The 14,707-nt window shown below is 74.6% G+C and carries 12 protein-coding genes; 7 read left to right on the top strand and 5 right to left on the bottom strand.

Annotated elements, in window-relative coordinates:
- Positions 1-114 precede the first annotated feature (114 nt).
- Positions 115-2,472: a glycosyl hydrolase family 18 protein gene (locus ACFWPT_RS17395; RefSeq protein WP_380482531.1), complete on the bottom strand. Its 2,358-nt coding sequence runs from the start codon at positions 2,470-2,472 to the stop codon at positions 115-117.
- A 284-nt stretch (positions 2,473-2,756) separates the two neighbouring features.
- On the opposite strand from ACFWPT_RS17395, the gene ACFWPT_RS17390 reads away from it, so the two are divergent.
- From ACFWPT_RS17390 to ACFWPT_RS17380, 3 genes are all read left to right on the top strand, one after another.
- Entirely contained in the window at positions 2,757-3,404 is a 648-nt protein-coding gene (locus tag ACFWPT_RS17390; protein WP_380482528.1) for a class I SAM-dependent methyltransferase, read from the top strand.
- Positions 3,405-3,466: 62 nt separating this feature from the next.
- The gene (locus ACFWPT_RS17385) at positions 3,467-4,144 is read left to right on the top strand and encodes a hypothetical protein (protein WP_380482526.1); all 678 of its coding nucleotides are present in this window, start codon (positions 3,467-3,469) and stop codon (positions 4,142-4,144) included.
- Between the two features lie 51 nt (positions 4,145-4,195).
- On the top strand, positions 4,196-5,242 hold the full coding sequence (locus tag ACFWPT_RS17380) for a hypothetical protein (RefSeq protein WP_380482524.1): 1,047 nt from the start codon (positions 4,196-4,198) through the stop codon (positions 5,240-5,242).
- Here ACFWPT_RS17380 and ACFWPT_RS17375 read toward each other — a convergent pair.
- Positions 5,239-7,470 (bottom strand): hypothetical protein, encoded by a 2,232-nt coding sequence (locus tag ACFWPT_RS17375; protein ID WP_380482522.1) that lies wholly within the window; start codon positions 7,468-7,470, stop codon positions 5,239-5,241. The genes ACFWPT_RS17380 and ACFWPT_RS17375 overlap by 4 nt on opposite strands.
- A gap of 372 nt (positions 7,471-7,842) precedes the next feature.
- On the opposite strand from ACFWPT_RS17375, the gene ACFWPT_RS17370 reads away from it, so the two are divergent.
- On the top strand, positions 7,843-8,430 hold the full coding sequence (locus ACFWPT_RS17370) for a TerD family protein (RefSeq protein ID WP_063350626.1): 588 nt from the start codon (positions 7,843-7,845) through the stop codon (positions 8,428-8,430).
- Positions 8,431-8,480: 50 nt separating this feature from the next.
- Here the strand turns inward: ACFWPT_RS17370 and ACFWPT_RS17365 are convergent, their stop codons facing one another.
- Positions 8,481-10,142 (bottom strand): ABC transporter permease, encoded by a 1,662-nt coding sequence (locus ACFWPT_RS17365; RefSeq protein ID WP_380482520.1) that lies wholly within the window; start codon positions 10,140-10,142, stop codon positions 8,481-8,483.
- Complete coding sequence (locus ACFWPT_RS17360; RefSeq protein ID WP_063350628.1) at positions 10,139-11,065, bottom strand: ABC transporter ATP-binding protein; 927 nt, start codon at positions 11,063-11,065, stop codon at positions 10,139-10,141. The genes ACFWPT_RS17365 and ACFWPT_RS17360 overlap by 4 nt, the downstream gene beginning before the upstream one ends.
- Before the next feature lie 95 nt (positions 11,066-11,160).
- On the opposite strand from ACFWPT_RS17360, the gene ACFWPT_RS17355 reads away from it, so the two are divergent.
- Positions 11,161-11,706 (top strand): GbsR/MarR family transcriptional regulator, encoded by a 546-nt coding sequence (locus tag ACFWPT_RS17355; RefSeq protein ID WP_380482517.1) that lies wholly within the window; start codon positions 11,161-11,163, stop codon positions 11,704-11,706.
- Positions 11,707-11,816: 110 nt separating this feature from the next.
- Here the strand turns inward: ACFWPT_RS17355 and ACFWPT_RS17350 are convergent, their stop codons facing one another.
- Positions 11,817-13,280 (bottom strand): lytic transglycosylase domain-containing protein, encoded by a 1,464-nt coding sequence (locus ACFWPT_RS17350; protein ID WP_380378759.1) that lies wholly within the window; start codon positions 13,278-13,280, stop codon positions 11,817-11,819.
- 673 nt (positions 13,281-13,953) lie between these two features.
- On the opposite strand from ACFWPT_RS17350, the gene ACFWPT_RS17345 reads away from it, so the two are divergent.
- Positions 13,954-14,337, top strand: coding sequence for a hypothetical protein (locus ACFWPT_RS17345; protein ID WP_380378761.1), 384 nt, complete (start codon positions 13,954-13,956; stop codon positions 14,335-14,337).
- A 33-nt stretch (positions 14,338-14,370) separates the two neighbouring features.
- On the top strand, positions 14,371-14,707 hold a 337-nt coding region (locus ACFWPT_RS17340), incomplete at its 3' end, for a hypothetical protein (protein ID WP_380482515.1).

Below are 14,707 nucleotides of genomic sequence, written 5' to 3'. Positions count from 1 at the left end.
TTTTGTCGTTTTTCCCCTGCCTGGTTTTTTTGGGTTTTCCCGGGCGGGTTTAACTCGGCTTATATTGGGTGGGCCGGGGGGTTTTGGGGGGGGGCCCCACCGGTGTGCCGGGCGTCAGCGCAGGCTGCCGTCCATGGAGTTGAGCAGCGTGCCGGAGGCGTCGTCGTTCTCCAGGGAGAAGGCGAACAGACCGCCGAGGCCCTTGCTCTTGGTGTAGGCCCCGCGCGCCTGGATGGCCTGCGGGGTGTCGCCGGTCCAGAAGTTGGTGCCGTCGTAGACCCAACTGCTCTCGGTGACCGGGTCCCAGTGGGTGGTGGCGGCGGTCGGGTTGAGCTCCTTCCAGGCGGCCAGTCCGGCCTCCTGGCTCAGCGGCTTGGCGGCCGTGGGGCCGGTCGCGCTCTGGTACAGGCCGTAGTTGGAGCCGGCCGGGACGCCCGTCCAGCCGCGCCAGTAGAACGGGATGCCGAGCACCAGCTTGTTGGCGGGGAAGCCGCCGGGGATGCCGTACTCGGGCAGGCCGGTGGTGTACGCGGCGAGCATGGTGTCCACGTTGTACTTGCGGGTGCCGGGGGTGATCGGCGTGGTCGGGTCGGCCGGGCTGTCGTGCAGCGGGTCCTGGTGGTTGGTCGGGCCCTTGGCGTCCCAGGCGCCGTGCATGTCGTAGGACATGACGTCGGCGTAGTCGAGGTAGTTGCCGATCTTGTCGGTCTCCAGCTGGGCGATCTTGTCCTGGCCGCTGGGCAGGGCCGCGGACAGCAGGTAGCGCTTGCCCTGGGCGGAGCCGAGCGCGTCCAGCTGGGTGCGGAACTCCTTGAGCAGGAGGGTGAAGTTCTGCTTGTCGGCGGGGGAGTAGTGGTTGCCGGTGTGGCCGCCGGCCGAGCCCGGGTACTCCCAGTCGAGGTCGACGCCGTCGAAGATGCCGGCTGCCGTGGCCGCGCCGCCGGAGGCGTCGCCCGCGACGCCGGTCGGCAGGTTCCCCTTGAGGAACATGTCGACGCAGGAGGAGACGAAGGTCTTCCGGGAGGCGTCGGTGGCGGCCGCGTCGGAGAAGTACTTGGAGTACGTCCAGCCGCCGATCGAGATGGTGAACCGCAGGTTCGGGTACTTGGCCTTGAGCTGGCGCAGCTGGTTGAAGTTGCCCTTGAGCGGCTGCTCCCAGGTGTCGCTGCTGCCGTCCACGCTGGTGCCGGAGTTGTAGTCGGACTGGTAGTCGGCGTAGGCGTCGCCCGCGCCGTCACCGGCGTTGGGGTTGTTCTCGTTGGTCGAGTCGGAGGCCTTCACCGCCTGGAAGCAGGTGAGCTTGGTGGGGTCGATGTTGGCGAACGCGTAGTGGATGACGTCCAGCTTGCCCGCGGCGCCGCTGGTGTCGACGTTCTTCGGGTAGTACGCGTTCTCGTAGACGCCCCACTGGTCGAAGTAGGCCGAGCGGACGGGCTGTTGCGCGGGCGCGGCGGCCGTCGTGGTGCTCACCGCGGCGGACTGGGCGGAGGCGTGGGAGCCGGAGTAGCCCTGGACGCTGAAGGTGTACGCCTTGCCGGGCAGCAGCGAGCTGACGGCGACGGAGGTGCCCATCGAGGTGGCGACCAGCTGGCCGTTGGACCACACCTTGTAGGCGATCGGGCCGTCGCCGGTGGTCAGGGTGGAGGGCTGCCAGGTGAGCACCACGGCGCCCGCGGTGACCTTGCTGACGGCGACGCCGGTGGGCGTGGTGACCTTGCCGTCCCCGGCCGGGCCGCTGGCGGTGGCCGTCGCGGTCGGGCTGCCGGATCCGGTGGGGCTGCCGCTGGCCGTCGGGCTGCTGCTCGCGGTGGGGCTGGTCGAGGCGGTGGGGCTGCCGGACGCGGTCGGGCTGCCGGACGCGGTGGGGCTTCCGGAGGCCGTCGGACTGCCGCTTGCGGTGGGGCTGCCGGTGGAGGTGGGCCCGGCCGGGCCGGTGAGGCTGAGGTCGTCGGCGTAGTAGGCGCCGGTGCCGTACCAGCCGTGGGTGAAGACCGTCACCGAGGTGGTGGTGGCGCCGGTGGTGAAGGTGGTGCTCAGCTGGTTCCAGCCGGTGCCGCCGGGCGTCCAGACCGAGGAGTTGACGCCCGTCCCGGTGGCACCGAGGTAGACGTAGCTGCCCTGGACGAAGCCGGACAGGGTGTACGTGGTGTTCGGCTGGACGGTGACGGTCTGCTGGCACTGCGCGGTGTCGGAGGCCGAGGCCGCGCCGCTGAGCGCGTAACTCCCGCCGTGCACCGGGGTGGTGACGACGGAGCCGTTGGCGCAGGTCCAGCCGGTCAGGGTGCCGGCCTCGAAGTCGCCGTTGGCCAGCAGGTTCACCGGGGCGGCCGAGGCGGGGCTGAGGGTCAGGGCGAGGGCGGCGCCGCTGGTGCTGAGCGTGGCGGCGAGGGCCAGGGCCATGGCCCGTCTGCGCGGAGCGGTCCGGCGCCCGGCGGCCTGGGCGGGCCGTGCGGGCATGACGCGGTCGTGCATGCGGTGTGTCCTCCGGATGTGTGGGGGTTCCGGCGGTGCGTGGCCCGGGTGGGCCGGGGGAGCCGCCCGGGCGCTGTGGGGGCGCGCGGGCAGGTGGAGCGTGCCGACGTACGGACGGCGGGCGCGGCGGGCCGGCTGACCCGCTCGCGTCACGACATCACAGATTGGACTGGACCAATATTCGCCGTCAAGGGTGTCCGCCCGCTGGACCGTTCCGGGCCGCCGCCGCCCGGGCCCGGTAGGTTGACCGCTGCGGAGCAGGCCCGCCGAACGGAGGACTCGCCATGGACAGCCAGGACTGGGACGACCGCTACGCCGCGACCGAGCTGGTGTGGGGCGCCGAGCCCAACCGCTGGGTGGTCCGCGAACTGGCCGGCCTCACCCCGGCCCACGCCCCCGGCCACGCCCTCGACCTGGCCGCCGGCGAAGGCCGCAACGCCATCTGGCTGGCCGGCCGGGGCTGGGAGGTCACCGGGCTGGACTACTCCGCCGTCGCCCTGGAACGCGCCGAGCGGCTCACCGCCGACCTGCCCGACGAGGTCGCCGACCGGCTCACCTGGCGGCACGGCGACGCCCGCACCTTTGAGGCCCCCGCCGCCGGCTACGACCTGATCCTGGTCGTCTACCTCCAAGTCCCCGCCCAGGACCGGCGGACCGCGCTGCGCCGCGCCGCCGCCGCGCTCGCTCCCGGCGGCACCCTGCTGGTGGTCGGGCACGACCTGAGCAACCTCACCGAGGGCGTCGGCGGCCCGCAGGACCCGGCCGTGCTGTTCACCCCGGAGGACGTCCTCGCCGACCTCGCCGACCGTGGCCTGCGCACCGTCCGGGCCGAACGGGTGCACCGGACGGTCGGCCCGGAGCCCGGGCACAAGGGCGAGGGCGACGGCGTCGCGGTCGACGCGCTGGTGCGCCTGGAGCGGGGTGCCGAGTGATGACGGGGCGCCGAGTGGTGGGAGACCAGGTGGCGGGGGGCCAGGTGAGGGGAGGCCGAGTGATGGAGAACCGAGTGGCGGCTCGGCCGGCCCGGCGCACCCTGCTCACCGGCCTGGCGATCGCCGCTCCGGTGCTGCTGGCGGGCTGCTCGGCCTCCTCCGGCAAGGCCGGCAAGAAGGCGGGCAAGGAGGCCGCCGCGGCCAGGGCGAGCGACGCGGGCGGCGAGGCCCTGGTGATGATCATCCGGCACGGCGAGAAGCCGGACGGCGGCCACCCGGGACTGGACGAGAACGGCGGCCACGACGGCAAGTCCCTGACCGAGCGCGGCTGGTCCCGCGCCCGGGCGCTGCCCACCCTGTTCGCCCCGCCCGCCCCCGGCCTGCGCACCCCCGCCCGGATCCTCGCCGCCACCGACCAGGGCCCGCTGGCCGGGGCGCACCGGATGCGGCAGACTGTCACCCCGCTGGCCGCCAAGCTCGGGCTGACCGTCGACACCGGGTACGCCGAGTCCCAGGAGACGGCGCTGGCCGGCGCCGCCCTGGCCGGGCCCCAGCCGGTGCTGATCTGCTGGGAGCACTCGCGGATCCCGCGGATCGTCGAGGCGCTCGGCGCCGCCGGCAGCGGCGCGCCCGCCACCTGGCCGGACCGCTTCGACCTGGTCTGGGTGTTCGCCCGCCCGGCCGGCGGGGCCTGGACCTTCCAGGAGGTCCGCCAGCACCTGCTGGACGGCGACGCCTGATCCGCCTGCCGGCGTACGCAATGTGACGAAGTGTCAACTAGCTTGTGAGTCATGAGGACTCGCACGTTCTTCGTCGCCGCGGCCGTCGCGGCGCTGCTGCTGTCCGGCTGCGCCGAATCCGGCTCCGAGGGCGGGCCGCAGCCCCGGCCGACCCGGGCCAGCGGCGCGCCGCCGACCGGGGGAGAGCGCCGGGCCGACGGTGCCGAACTGCTCTACCGGGCCGAGGCCGGTCGCAGCGCCCAGAACCCCGCCTTCGCCCCGGACGGCCGCTCGGTGCTGCTGACCGAGTTCAGCGAGGGCTACAACAAGGGCGCCGCCGCCCTCGGGGTGCTGCCGCTGGACGGCGCCCGCACGCCGCAGAAGGTCCTGGAGGATCCCGACAAGGCCGCCGTCAACCTCCCGGGCACCAGCTGGAACGCCGCCACCGGCGCCTTCACCTTCGCCACCGACCGGGAGTCCGGCCACGACGAGGTCTGGCTGATGACACCCGGCGGCAGCCCCGAGCGGGTCACCCGGCACGAGGACGGCAGCGGCTACAGCGAGCCGAGCTTCTCCCCGGACGGCGCCTGGATCGTCTTCCAGCAGAGCTGGGAGCCGGAACACGCCGCCGTGCACGGCGACGACGCCGAACAGGACTCGCTCTGGAAGGTCCGCCGCGACGGCGGCCCTCCGGTCCGGCTGGTCGACGGCAAGGGCACCGGCACCGACAACCGGCAGCCGAACTGGTCGCCCCGGGGCGACCGGATCGTCTTCCAGCGGCGTGCCGCCGGCAGTGAGAACTGGGCGCTGTGGACGGTCGGCGCGGACGGCACCGGCCTGCGCCAGGTCACCGACGTGCCGGGCGAGCACACCGATCCCACCTGGTCCCCGGACGGCCGGTACCTGGTGTTCTCCTCCAACCTCGGCGACCTGCCGAACGCCCAGGTCTTCGTGGTCGGGGCCGACGGCGGCAGCCCCGTCCGGGTGACCGGCGACGACGGCTCGTACGACGGCGCGCCGAGCTGGTCCCCGGACGGGAAGTGGATCGCCTTCGAGTCCGCCCCGGGCGGCGAGGCCAACCCCGCCGCCCTCTGGCGCATCCCCGCGCCCGCGCTTTAGCTCGCCGCCACCGTCACCGTCACGACCGAGTACTGCACGACGGTCAGCGGCACGCTGACCGTCGCTCCCGTGACGGTGTACGGGACGGGCTTGGGCGTCGGGTCGGTGCCGTCCGGGGTGGCGACGGTGACGGCCGTGACGGCGGCGCCGGCGGGGAGGGCGTAGGAGAGCGTGCAGTTGGCGGGCGTGGTGCGGAAGGCCGCCGGGGTGTCGCCGAAGTTGGTGAAGTTCACCAGGTGGACGACGGTGTCGTTGCCGAGCCGCCGCGCGTCCAGGAAGATCCGGCGGTCCCCGGCCAGGGTGACGGCGGGCGGTGCGGACTGGCGGACGGGGGCGAGCAGTTGGTCGGCCGAGGCCTGGTCGGTCTTGGTGAGGTAGCTGAGCCCGGCCCGGTTGCGGACGTACCAGCAGGTGCCGCTGCCGTAGGCGTTCTGCTTGGCGGCCGGCAGCGGGCTTCCGCGGCGCAGCCCGAGCACGTCGGAGAGGGCGAACTCGGTGCGCTGGCCGCCCAGTTCGTCGAGCGCGGTGGGCGCCGGGCCGGTGATCACGATCGTCCCGCCGGCCGCGACGAAGCCCCGCAGCACGGCCGCCTCGGCGTCCGAGACCGCCTGGAGGTCGGGCAGCAGCAGCACCTTGAACCGGGCCAGGTCGGCGGCGGCCAGGCCGGGGCTGGGCACCGTGTCGAACGGGATGTGCGCGTACACCAGCGCCTTCACCGCGCCCCGGAACTCGCCCAGCCAGGGGACGGAGGCGCAGCTCTGCTCCGGGTCGTCGCCGCCCCACCAGTCGGCGATCCCGGCCGGCGCGGTCGCGTTGACGTACATCCCGATGCCCGCGCCCGGGCTGACGTAGTCCCGGGACGGGCTGGAGTGGTAGACGCCGACCTGGGCGGTCGAGGCGGCGTTGTAGAGCCGCTCCTGGTTGGTCTGGACGAAGCGGTACATCCGGGCGCGCATCGCCGCGTCCACGGTGTCGTTCTTGTACGGCGTCTTCACCTCGTAGGGGTTGCAGCCGGCCGCGATCAGCTGGGACATCACCAGCGAGGCGTCGTCGGCCTGCCAGCCGTAGGAGAACGCCCAGGCGGGCTTGGTGCCGCTGGCGCCGCGCGCGTACTTGTACATCGAGATGAGACAGACCCAGTCGGAGGCGGTGGCGTGCCGCATGCCGTCGTAGTTGCCGAGGATGTCCACCTCCCAGACCTGGCTGACGGCGCCCTCGGCCTGGCGCAGGTAGCCGCCGTCCAGGCCGATCGAGGTGGCGTAGCGGTAGTCCATCGAGACGGTCTCGACGAAGGTGACCAGGTCGGGGTTGACCGCGCGCCCGGCGGCGGCGATGTCGAGCTGGAACTGGAGCAGGTTGCGGTGGCGCCATTCGACGTAGCGGCGGAACACCGGGTCGGCGAAGTCGGCGGCCTTGGGCAGGGCGAGGCCGGTGTCGGCCTTGAAGGCGGCCGCGCCCCAGGTGGAGGCGTCGCACCAGGAGAGCACGCCGTCGAAGTAGATCGGGACGTCCGGCCAGATGCCGTCCACACCGGTGGCGGCCACGCCCTTGATCCGCTTGAGGTAGTAGTCCCGCCAGGGCGAGTTGGGGCTGAGCCAGACGCTCTCGTCGCCCGGGTCGACCCAGACCACCACGCTGCCGTAGAACACGTTGGGCTTTCCGGCGAGGTCGCGCTGCACCCAGGCGCCGCCCTGGTCGTTCTTGTAGAACGAGCGGCCCTTCTCGCCGCCGGGGGAGATCAGCTCCAGGGAGGGGTAGTACATGACGACCTTGAGGCCGGCGGCGTGCGCCAGGCCGGTGAAGGTCTTCACCTCGGCCATGTGGGCCGCGAACTCGGCGTCGGTGAGCCAGTTGGAGAGCAGGGTGTCGAGTTCGATGACGCTGACGTTCTGCGCCTTCAGGGCGTCGACGGCGCTCTGCATGTCGGCGGGCTCGTTGAAGGTGCCGTCGCCGACGCGGGCGAACCGGGCCCAGTCCGGCCAGGGCTGCGCCGTGGCGGCGGTGCCCGGGAGGGGTGCGGGTGCGGGCGCGGACTCCGGTACGGGCGCGGACTCCGGTACGGGCGCGGGCTCCGGGGTGGCGGCCCAGGCCTGGCCGCCGGGCAGCAGGCGGACGGCGGCGAGCGCCCCGCCGGTGCCCAGGCCGGCCCGCAGCAGGCGGCGGCGGCCGAGGCGCGAGGTGGTGGCGGCGGTGGCGGGTGCGGGCGGTGTTCCTTCGTGCTCGGACATGGTGGTCCCCCCAGCGTGGGTTGGCGGATCACGGGAACGTGCGCGGAACGCTCGGTGCGTCGGCGGCCGTTCTCCCGGTCGGCGGCGCCTCCGAGCCGACCCTAGACCGCGTGCCGCCCGCCTGTTCGGCCCCTGTTCGCGGCTACGCCAGACGTCGGATCGCCGGTTGCCAGGTTGACCGAGCCGGATTGCGCGCCCGCCCCGCGCAAGCTCCTCCCCGGGGCGCTTGACAGTGTGCAGACCGCCCCCGGTGGTGACGGCGGGGGGAGCGCGGGGTAGGGGTGCTGGGAGCGCGCCGGTCGGATGATCATAGAAGTTCGACAGTGCTGTAGATTCACGGCACGGAGCGGCGGCAGGGACGAGGAGGGCACGATGAGCGTTTCGCTGGCCAAGGGGCAGAAGATCAGCCTGGAGAAGCCGGGCGGCGGTCAGCTGAGTGTGGTCCGGATGGGCCTGGGCTGGAAGGCCGCGCAGCCCAAGGGCTTCTTCGCCAAGCTGCTGGCCGCCGGTCGGGAGATCGACCTGGACGCCTCGGCGGTGCTGTTCTCCCAGGGGCGGCCGGTGGACGTGGTCTTCTTCCAGCACCTCAACAGCAATGACGGTTCCGTCCGGCACAGCGGCGACAACCTGGTCGGCGGCGCGGGCGACGCGACCGACGACGAGTCGATCACCGTCGACCTGACCAAGATGGCCGCCGAGGTCGACCAGATCCTCTTCACCGTCAACTCCTTCACCGGCCAGACCTTCCAGGAGGTCGAGGCGGCCTTCTGCCGGCTGGTCGACGAGCAGACCGGCGCCGAACTGGCCCGGTACACGCTCACCGGGGGCGGCCCGTACACCGCGCAGATCATGGCCAAGGTGCAGCGCACGCCCACCGGTTGGCAGATGACCGCGATCGGGCAGCCGGCCAGCGGGCGGACCTTCCAGGACCTGATGCCGGAGCTGGTCAAGCACCTGTGACCCGGTCCGGGGCCGGCCCGCCGCGGCCGGCCCCGTCGCGGGCCTCGATGTCAGTGCACTTCCAGGTCGCGGCGCCGGAACCCGGCCAGCGCCAGGGCGATCAGGGCGGCCGCGACCAGGGTGAGCGCCGCGAGCGGCGTCCAGTCCATGGCGGCTGCCGGGAGCCGGGGCACCTGCCCGAACGGGGAGAGCCGGTCCAGCCCTGCCGGGAGCTTCAGCAGCGGGCCCAGGTACCCGATCACGAACGCGTACGCCGGCACCAGCCAGGCCAGCTGCGTCGCCCGGGGCAGCCAGCCGTACACGGCGGCGGCGAAACCCACCGTCACCCACTGGGCGGGCGCGAACGCCAGGGCCGCGCCGAGCAGTCGCGGGAACGCGCCGGCGTCACCGGTGGACAGCGCCCCGGCCAGGCCGAAGCCCACCCCCGCCGCGAGCAGCACCGCGGTCGAGCCCAGCAGCGCCGCCGCCAGGTGCCCGCCCAGCCAGCCGGACCGGGACACCCCGGTGGCCAGCACCGGCTCGGCCCGCCCGGCGCTCTCCTCGGCGCGCGGGCGCAGCGTCGCCAGCACCGCGTAGACCGCGCCGACCACCGCCACCACCAGCAGGGTCATCGCGGCGAAGGAGTCGGTGAGCGAGCGGCCGCCGAGCCGGGCGAGGGCCTCCTTCAGCTGGTCGACGTCCTTGACCATCGCGTCGGCGCCGCCCAGCAGTGACCCGTACATCGCGCCGAGCAGCAGCAGCGCGACCGCGAAGCCGCCCAGCAGGCCGCGGTGCAGGCGCAGGGCGAGGCCGAGCGGGGTGCCGAGGGCGGGGCGCGCGGTGGGCGGCCCCGGACGGGCGGCGCGCAGGCCGGCGCCCACGTCCCGGCGGGTGCTCAGCGCGAAGCCGGCCGCGCCGGTGACGACGGTCAGGGCGAGCGCGGGCAGCAGCGGCCACCAGCGGTCGTCCACGAAGGGGTAGCTGCGCTGGAGCCAGCCGATCGGGGAGGCCCAGGAGAGCCCGTTCGACCCGGCGTCCCCGGCCGCGCGCACCGCGTAGGCGGCGCCGAGCACCGTGAGGGTCAGCCCGGAGGCCGTCCGGGCGTGCGCGGTGACCTGGACGGCGACGGCGGCGACCGCCGCGAACAGCAGTCCGGCGGCGGTGGTCGCGGCCCCGAACAGCAGCGCGCCGCCGGTGCCGAGCCCGGGGACGCCGAGGGCGGGCAGCCCGGCGGCGAGCAGCAGGCCGAGCGCGAGGTCGGCGACGGCGGCGGCGCCCAGGGCGGCCGCGAGCTGGGCGTGTCGGCCGACGGCGGCGGAGCGGACCAGCTCGGCCCGCCCGCTCTCCTCCTCGGCCCGGGTGTGCCGGGTGACGGTCAGCACGCTCATCAGCCCGGCCAGCACCGCCAGCAGGCCGAGCAGCCGGTGGCCGAGCATGGCGCCCCAGGTGTAGTCGGCCAGGTAGTGCCCGGGGCCGGTCATGGCGAGGACGGCTGAGCCGGCGGAGGCGTGGGCGATCGAGGCGCGGTCGGCGGCGGTCGGGTAGAGGGTGTGCACGCTGTTGGCGCTGGCGAGGGTGAGCAGGCCGAGGCCGAGCACCCAGGCGGGGAGGCGGAGCCGGTCGCGGCGCAGGGCGAAGCGGAGCAGCGTGATGGTACCGGCCAGGGTGGTGTGCGGGCGGGGTGGGCGCGGGGCCGTGGCGGGCGCGCTGGTCGCGGTGGTGGTGGCGGTCATCGGGCGGCCTCGCCGTCGAGCGGGTGCCCGTTGGCGGCCAGCTCGTCGCCGTAGTGGCGCAGCATCAGCTCCTCCAGCGTGGGCGGATGGCTGACCAGGCTGCGCAGTCCGGCCTCGCCGAGGCGGCGGATGGCGGCGTCCAGGTGGGCGCCGTCCACGGCGAAGTGCACCCGGGCGCCCTCGGTGCGGACGGCGTGCACGCCCTCCAGCGTCTCCAGTCCGGTGACGGGGCGGTGGGTCTCGGCCTCGACCGTGGTGCGGGTGAGGTGGCGCAGTTCGCCGAGGCTGCCGGTCTGCACCACCCGGCCGTGGCGGATGATGCTGACCCGGTCGCCGAGCTTCTCCACCTCGTCCAGGATGTGGCTGGACAGCAGGACGGTCCGCCCCTGCCGCCGGGCCTGGAGGACGACGTCCTGGAAGACCACCTCCATCAGCGGGTCGAGGCCGGAGGTCGGCTCGTCGAGCAGCAGCAGTTCGGCGTCGGAGGCGAGCGCGGCGACGATGGCGACCTTCTGCCGGTTGCCCTTGGAGTAGCTGCGGCCCTTCTTGGTGGGGTCGAGGTCGAAGCGCTCGATCAGCTCGTCGCGGCGGCGGCGGTCGAGCCGGCCGCGCAGCCGGGAGAGCAGGTCGATGGCCTCGCCGCCGGTGAGGTTGGGCCACAGTTCGACGTCGCCGGGGACGTAGGCGAGGCGGCGGTGCAGTTCGACGGCGTCGTGCCAGGGGTCCTTGCCGAGCAGTCGGGCGCTGCCGCCGTCGGCGCGCAGCAGACCGAGGAGCACCCGGATGGCGGTGGACTTCCCGGCGCCGTTGGGCCCCAGGAATCCGTGCACCTCGCCGGTCTCGACGGTGAGGTCGAGGCCGTCCAGCGCGGTGGTCCGGCCGAAGGTCTTGCGCAGGCCGGTCAGGGTGATTGCCTTCGTCATGATGCTGAAGCTACCGTAGTTTCAGAAAAACGTGAATATTGGGAAGGCGTTAAAGTTCAGTCGAGTTGTTGATCACCGGAGAGGGGAAGGCGCGCGTGGTGGAGCGGGAAGCGGAGCAGGGGCGCGACGAGCAGGCGGTGTCGGACTTCGTCGAACGGTTCGCGGCCGAGCTGGCGTCCGCGGGCATGGGCCGGATGCCGTCCCGGCTCTTCTCCTGCCTGATGGCCGAGGAGAGCGGCGTGCTGACCTCCGCCGAGCTCTCCGAACGGCTGCGGATCAGCCCGGCCGCGGTGTCCGGCGGGATGCGCTACCTCATCCAGATCGGCCTGGCCGCCAAGGAACGCGAGCCGGGCTCGCGGCGCGACCGCTACCGGGTGCTGAACGACGTCTGGTTCGAGTCGCTGACCCGGCGCGACGAGTACCTGCTGCGCTGGGTGCGGGTGCTCAGGGACGGCGAGGCCACCGTCGGCGCGGGCACCGTCGCGGGGGCGCGGCTGGGGGAGAGCGCGGCCTTCTTCGCGTTCATGGTGGACGAACTGCACGGCATGCTCGCGCGGTGGCGGGTGCACCGGGAGGGGCTGGGGCCGGGGGCGCTGCCGGGGGCCGGGGCCGGCGCCGGGGCCGGGTCGGATCCGGCGTAGGGCTCGGCCTCAGTCTCGGTCTCGGTCTCGGTCTCGGGAGCGTAGCGGGCGGGGCGGGGAACGCGGACGGCCCGCACCAGGGGTGCGGGCCGTCGGCGGATGAGGCGGTGTCAGCGGGTCGGCGGGGCGGCCGAGGGGGAGAGGCCCGCGCTGGGGGTCGTGCTCGGGGCGGCGGAGGAGGGGGTGCCGCCCGGGGTGGGGGTGCCGCCGGGGGTCGGCGTCGCCGTGGCGCATCCGGGGGTGGCCGGGGTGCCGGTCGGCGTTCCGGTCGGGGTGGCCGTCGGGGACGGGCTGCCCGTCGGGGTGGTCGTGGCCGTGGCCGTCGGGCTCGGGCAGCCGGTGGGCGTTCCGGTCGGCGTCGTGGTCGGCGTCGTGGTGGGGGTGCCGGTCGGCGTTCCGGTCGGCGTTCCGGACGGGGTGCCCGACGGAGTGGTCGACGGCGTGCCGGACGGCGTGGCCGGCGGGGTCGACGGCGGCGTGCTGCTGGGCGTGCCCGTCGGGGTGGTGCTCGGATCCGTCGTCGGCTGCGCGGAGGACGACTGCGTCGGGGCCGGCGAGGTCGGCTGCGCGCTCGGTGAGGGCTGCCCGCCCGGGGTCGGGGTGGTCGCGGGGGCGCTTGGCGTCCCGGCGGTGGCGCCCGGCGTCGTCCCGGTCGGGGGCAGCAGCGGCACGAGCGGCAGGAGCGGGGAGGGCAGCGAGGCCGGCGGGGTCGAGGAGGCCGGGCGGTTCGGCACGGTGGTGACGGTGCCGCTGCCGTAGTGCGCCATCCAGTTGCGGACCGTCCGCAGGTACTCGCCCGAGTTGTTGTAGCTGAGGATCGCCCGGTCGAGCTGCGCCGGGTCGGCGAGGTCGCGCCCGCCCGCGCACAGGTAGCGGGCGGCGCTCTCGGCGGCGTCGAAGATGTTGTTCGGGTCGGCCTTGCCGTCGCCGTTGGCGTCCGTGCCCCAGGTCGCCCAGGTGGAGGGGATGAACTGCATCGGTCCGACGGCGCGGTCCCAGCGCGCGTCGCCGTCGTAGCGCCCGCCGTCGCTGTCGGGTATCGCGGCGAAGCCGTTGCCGTCCAGGGCCGGTCCGAGGATCGGGGTGAGGGTCGTCCCCGCCGCGTCCACCTGGCCGCCGTTGGCCTGGCCGGACTCGACCTGGCCGATCGCGGCCAGCAGTTGCCACGGCAGGTGGCAGCCGGGCGAGCGCTGCGCGGCCGAGGCCTCGGCCTGGCGGTAGGCGGCGAGCACGGTCGCGGGCAGGGCCGGGCCGGTGGCGGCGAAGGGGCCGGCGGTGGGCGCGCCGGGCACCGTGCCGGGCGGCTGCGGCAGTTGGACGGTGCCGCCGCCGTCGGCCGGGAGGCCGGTGCCGAAGGTGCTGCCGGCGCCGGCGGTCGGGCCGCCACCGGCCGGTGAGCCGGCGGTGTCCGGCGCCGTCACGGCGTCGGCGGCCGCGACCGGGGCGAGCCCGAAGCCCGTCACCTGGGAGCCCGTCAGCGCGGCGAGTGCGGTGAAGGCCGCAGCCGTCCCCGTGACCCGCTTGCCGAGCCGCAGCCCGCGCCCGCCCTGCACCTTGCCGAACCTCGCCGTCATACCGTGCCCCTCCCCGTAGCCGTCCCGGCCCTCCCGGAACGGATGAACCGCCGTCATCGTGCCTGCCGCCGGCCGGCGGCTCCCACAGTCGCAACGATTAGTATCACGACGATCTGACGCGACAGGGGTGGCCGGAGGTTGCCCCGGCCCGGCACCGGCGTCACAAGCCGCACGTCACCAGGGGCGGGGGAACTGTCGCTCGGGCTCGGGTCGGGGCCGGATCCGCGCCGCGGCCGGGCGGGCCGACGGCCCTGCCGGGTAAGCGAGTTGGCGTGCGCGCGCGTCCCCCGCAGGTTCCGTCCGCCGACCCGGTGGCGGCGCCGGAGGGGTGTCCGGGTCGGGTGTCGGCGGCATCTCCCCTTTCTGCCAAGGGAGTTGACCGGGGGCGTGCCGGTGGTGGGCCGGGCGTGCAGGGGCCCGGACCGGCGGTCCGGGGCGCGGGGGTGGTGCGTGCGCGTCGTTCCGGGCTCCCCGGCGGCGCCCGCCGTCGACCCTCCTGACCTGCGTGGATGCCTGCCGTCGGGCGGGCGTTTCCCTACCAGGGCGGGCGTGCGGACGCCAGGGGGCGGCCCCAACTCGCCCCTGGACGGGTGACGTTCTGGTGAAAAGGGCATGCCAGGAATCTCCGCCCGGCATGCTGTGCCCCGTGACCATGCGGATGGAGGCCCGGACTGTGAGCGCGAACCTGCCCGAGACCGTCGCCGAGGGAGCGGTCGTCCTGCCGGCCCCCCCTCGGGTGGTCGACGACCTGGCCCGCGACCTGACCCAGGCCGCGGCCGCCGTCCGGGCGGTCTCGCGGGTCGCCCGCAGCGGTGGGGACCTCGCCGTCGCCGCGTACACCGCCGTGGTGTGCACCGGGCGTTCGGCCGCCCGCGTACTGGAGGAGGCCGCCGCCTGGTGCCGGCAGGCCCCCGGGGCCGAGGTGCACTCGCTGGCCTGGGCCCGGGTGCCGGGGCACCGCGAGGACGTGGACGAGTACCGCGTCACCCTCGCCGTCAGCTTCCCCGACGACGAGACCGGCGAGCACCTCGGCGACACCCATCGCGCCCGCCGGTGAGGAAGCCGGTGAGGAATCCGTAGGATGATCCCCATGGGTGATGGGGACACGAAGCAGCTGACGGGCGACCAGTCGCAGGACGCGACGGGCGACGGCCCACGAGAGCTCTCGCGGGCCGCCGCCGTGGCCGTCACGGTGCTCGCCGCCCTCTGCGGCGCCGCCGTCCTGCTGGCCGTCTTCCACTGGCTGGGCTGGAGCGTCCCCTGGGTCGGCTGGATCGTCGCCAAGGCCGGTATCAAGCTCGCCGTCGGGGGCTTCGCCGGGCTCGCCGCCGCCTTCGCCGGGCTCGCCGCCGCCTTCGCCGGGCTCGCCGCCGCCTTCGCCGGGCTCGCCGCCGCCTTCGCCGGGCTCGCCGCCGCCTTCGCCGGGC

The sequence above is a fragment of the Kitasatospora sp. NPDC058478 genome, from assembly GCF_042720345.1.
Classification (GTDB): Bacteria; Actinomycetota; Actinomycetes; order Streptomycetales; family Streptomycetaceae; genus Kitasatospora.
Note: the sequence above shows the minus strand (reverse complement) of the source record. Positions and strands in the feature narration are given on the sequence as shown.

Coding starts and splice junctions, on each gene's coding strand:
- ACFWPT_RS17395 (WP_380482531.1), bottom strand. CDS start 2,472: ATGCACGACCGCGTCATGCCCGCACGGCCCGCCCAGGCCGCCGGGCGC.
- ACFWPT_RS17390 (WP_380482528.1), top strand. CDS start 2,757: ATGGACAGCCAGGACTGGGACGACCGCTACGCCGCGACCGAGCTGGTG.
- ACFWPT_RS17385 (WP_380482526.1), top strand. CDS start 3,467: ATGGAGAACCGAGTGGCGGCTCGGCCGGCCCGGCGCACCCTGCTCACC.
- ACFWPT_RS17380 (WP_380482524.1), top strand. CDS start 4,196: ATGAGGACTCGCACGTTCTTCGTCGCCGCGGCCGTCGCGGCGCTGCTG.
- ACFWPT_RS17375 (WP_380482522.1), bottom strand. CDS start 7,470: ATGTCCGAGCACGAAGGAACACCGCCCGCACCCGCCACCGCCGCCACC.
- ACFWPT_RS17370 (WP_063350626.1), top strand. CDS start 7,843: ATGAGCGTTTCGCTGGCCAAGGGGCAGAAGATCAGCCTGGAGAAGCCG.
- ACFWPT_RS17365 (WP_380482520.1), bottom strand. CDS start 10,142: ATGACCGCCACCACCACCGCGACCAGCGCGCCCGCCACGGCCCCGCGC.
- ACFWPT_RS17360 (WP_063350628.1), bottom strand. CDS start 11,065: ATGACGAAGGCAATCACCCTGACCGGCCTGCGCAAGACCTTCGGCCGG.
- ACFWPT_RS17350 (WP_380378759.1), bottom strand. CDS start 13,280: ATGACGGCGAGGTTCGGCAAGGTGCAGGGCGGGCGCGGGCTGCGGCTC.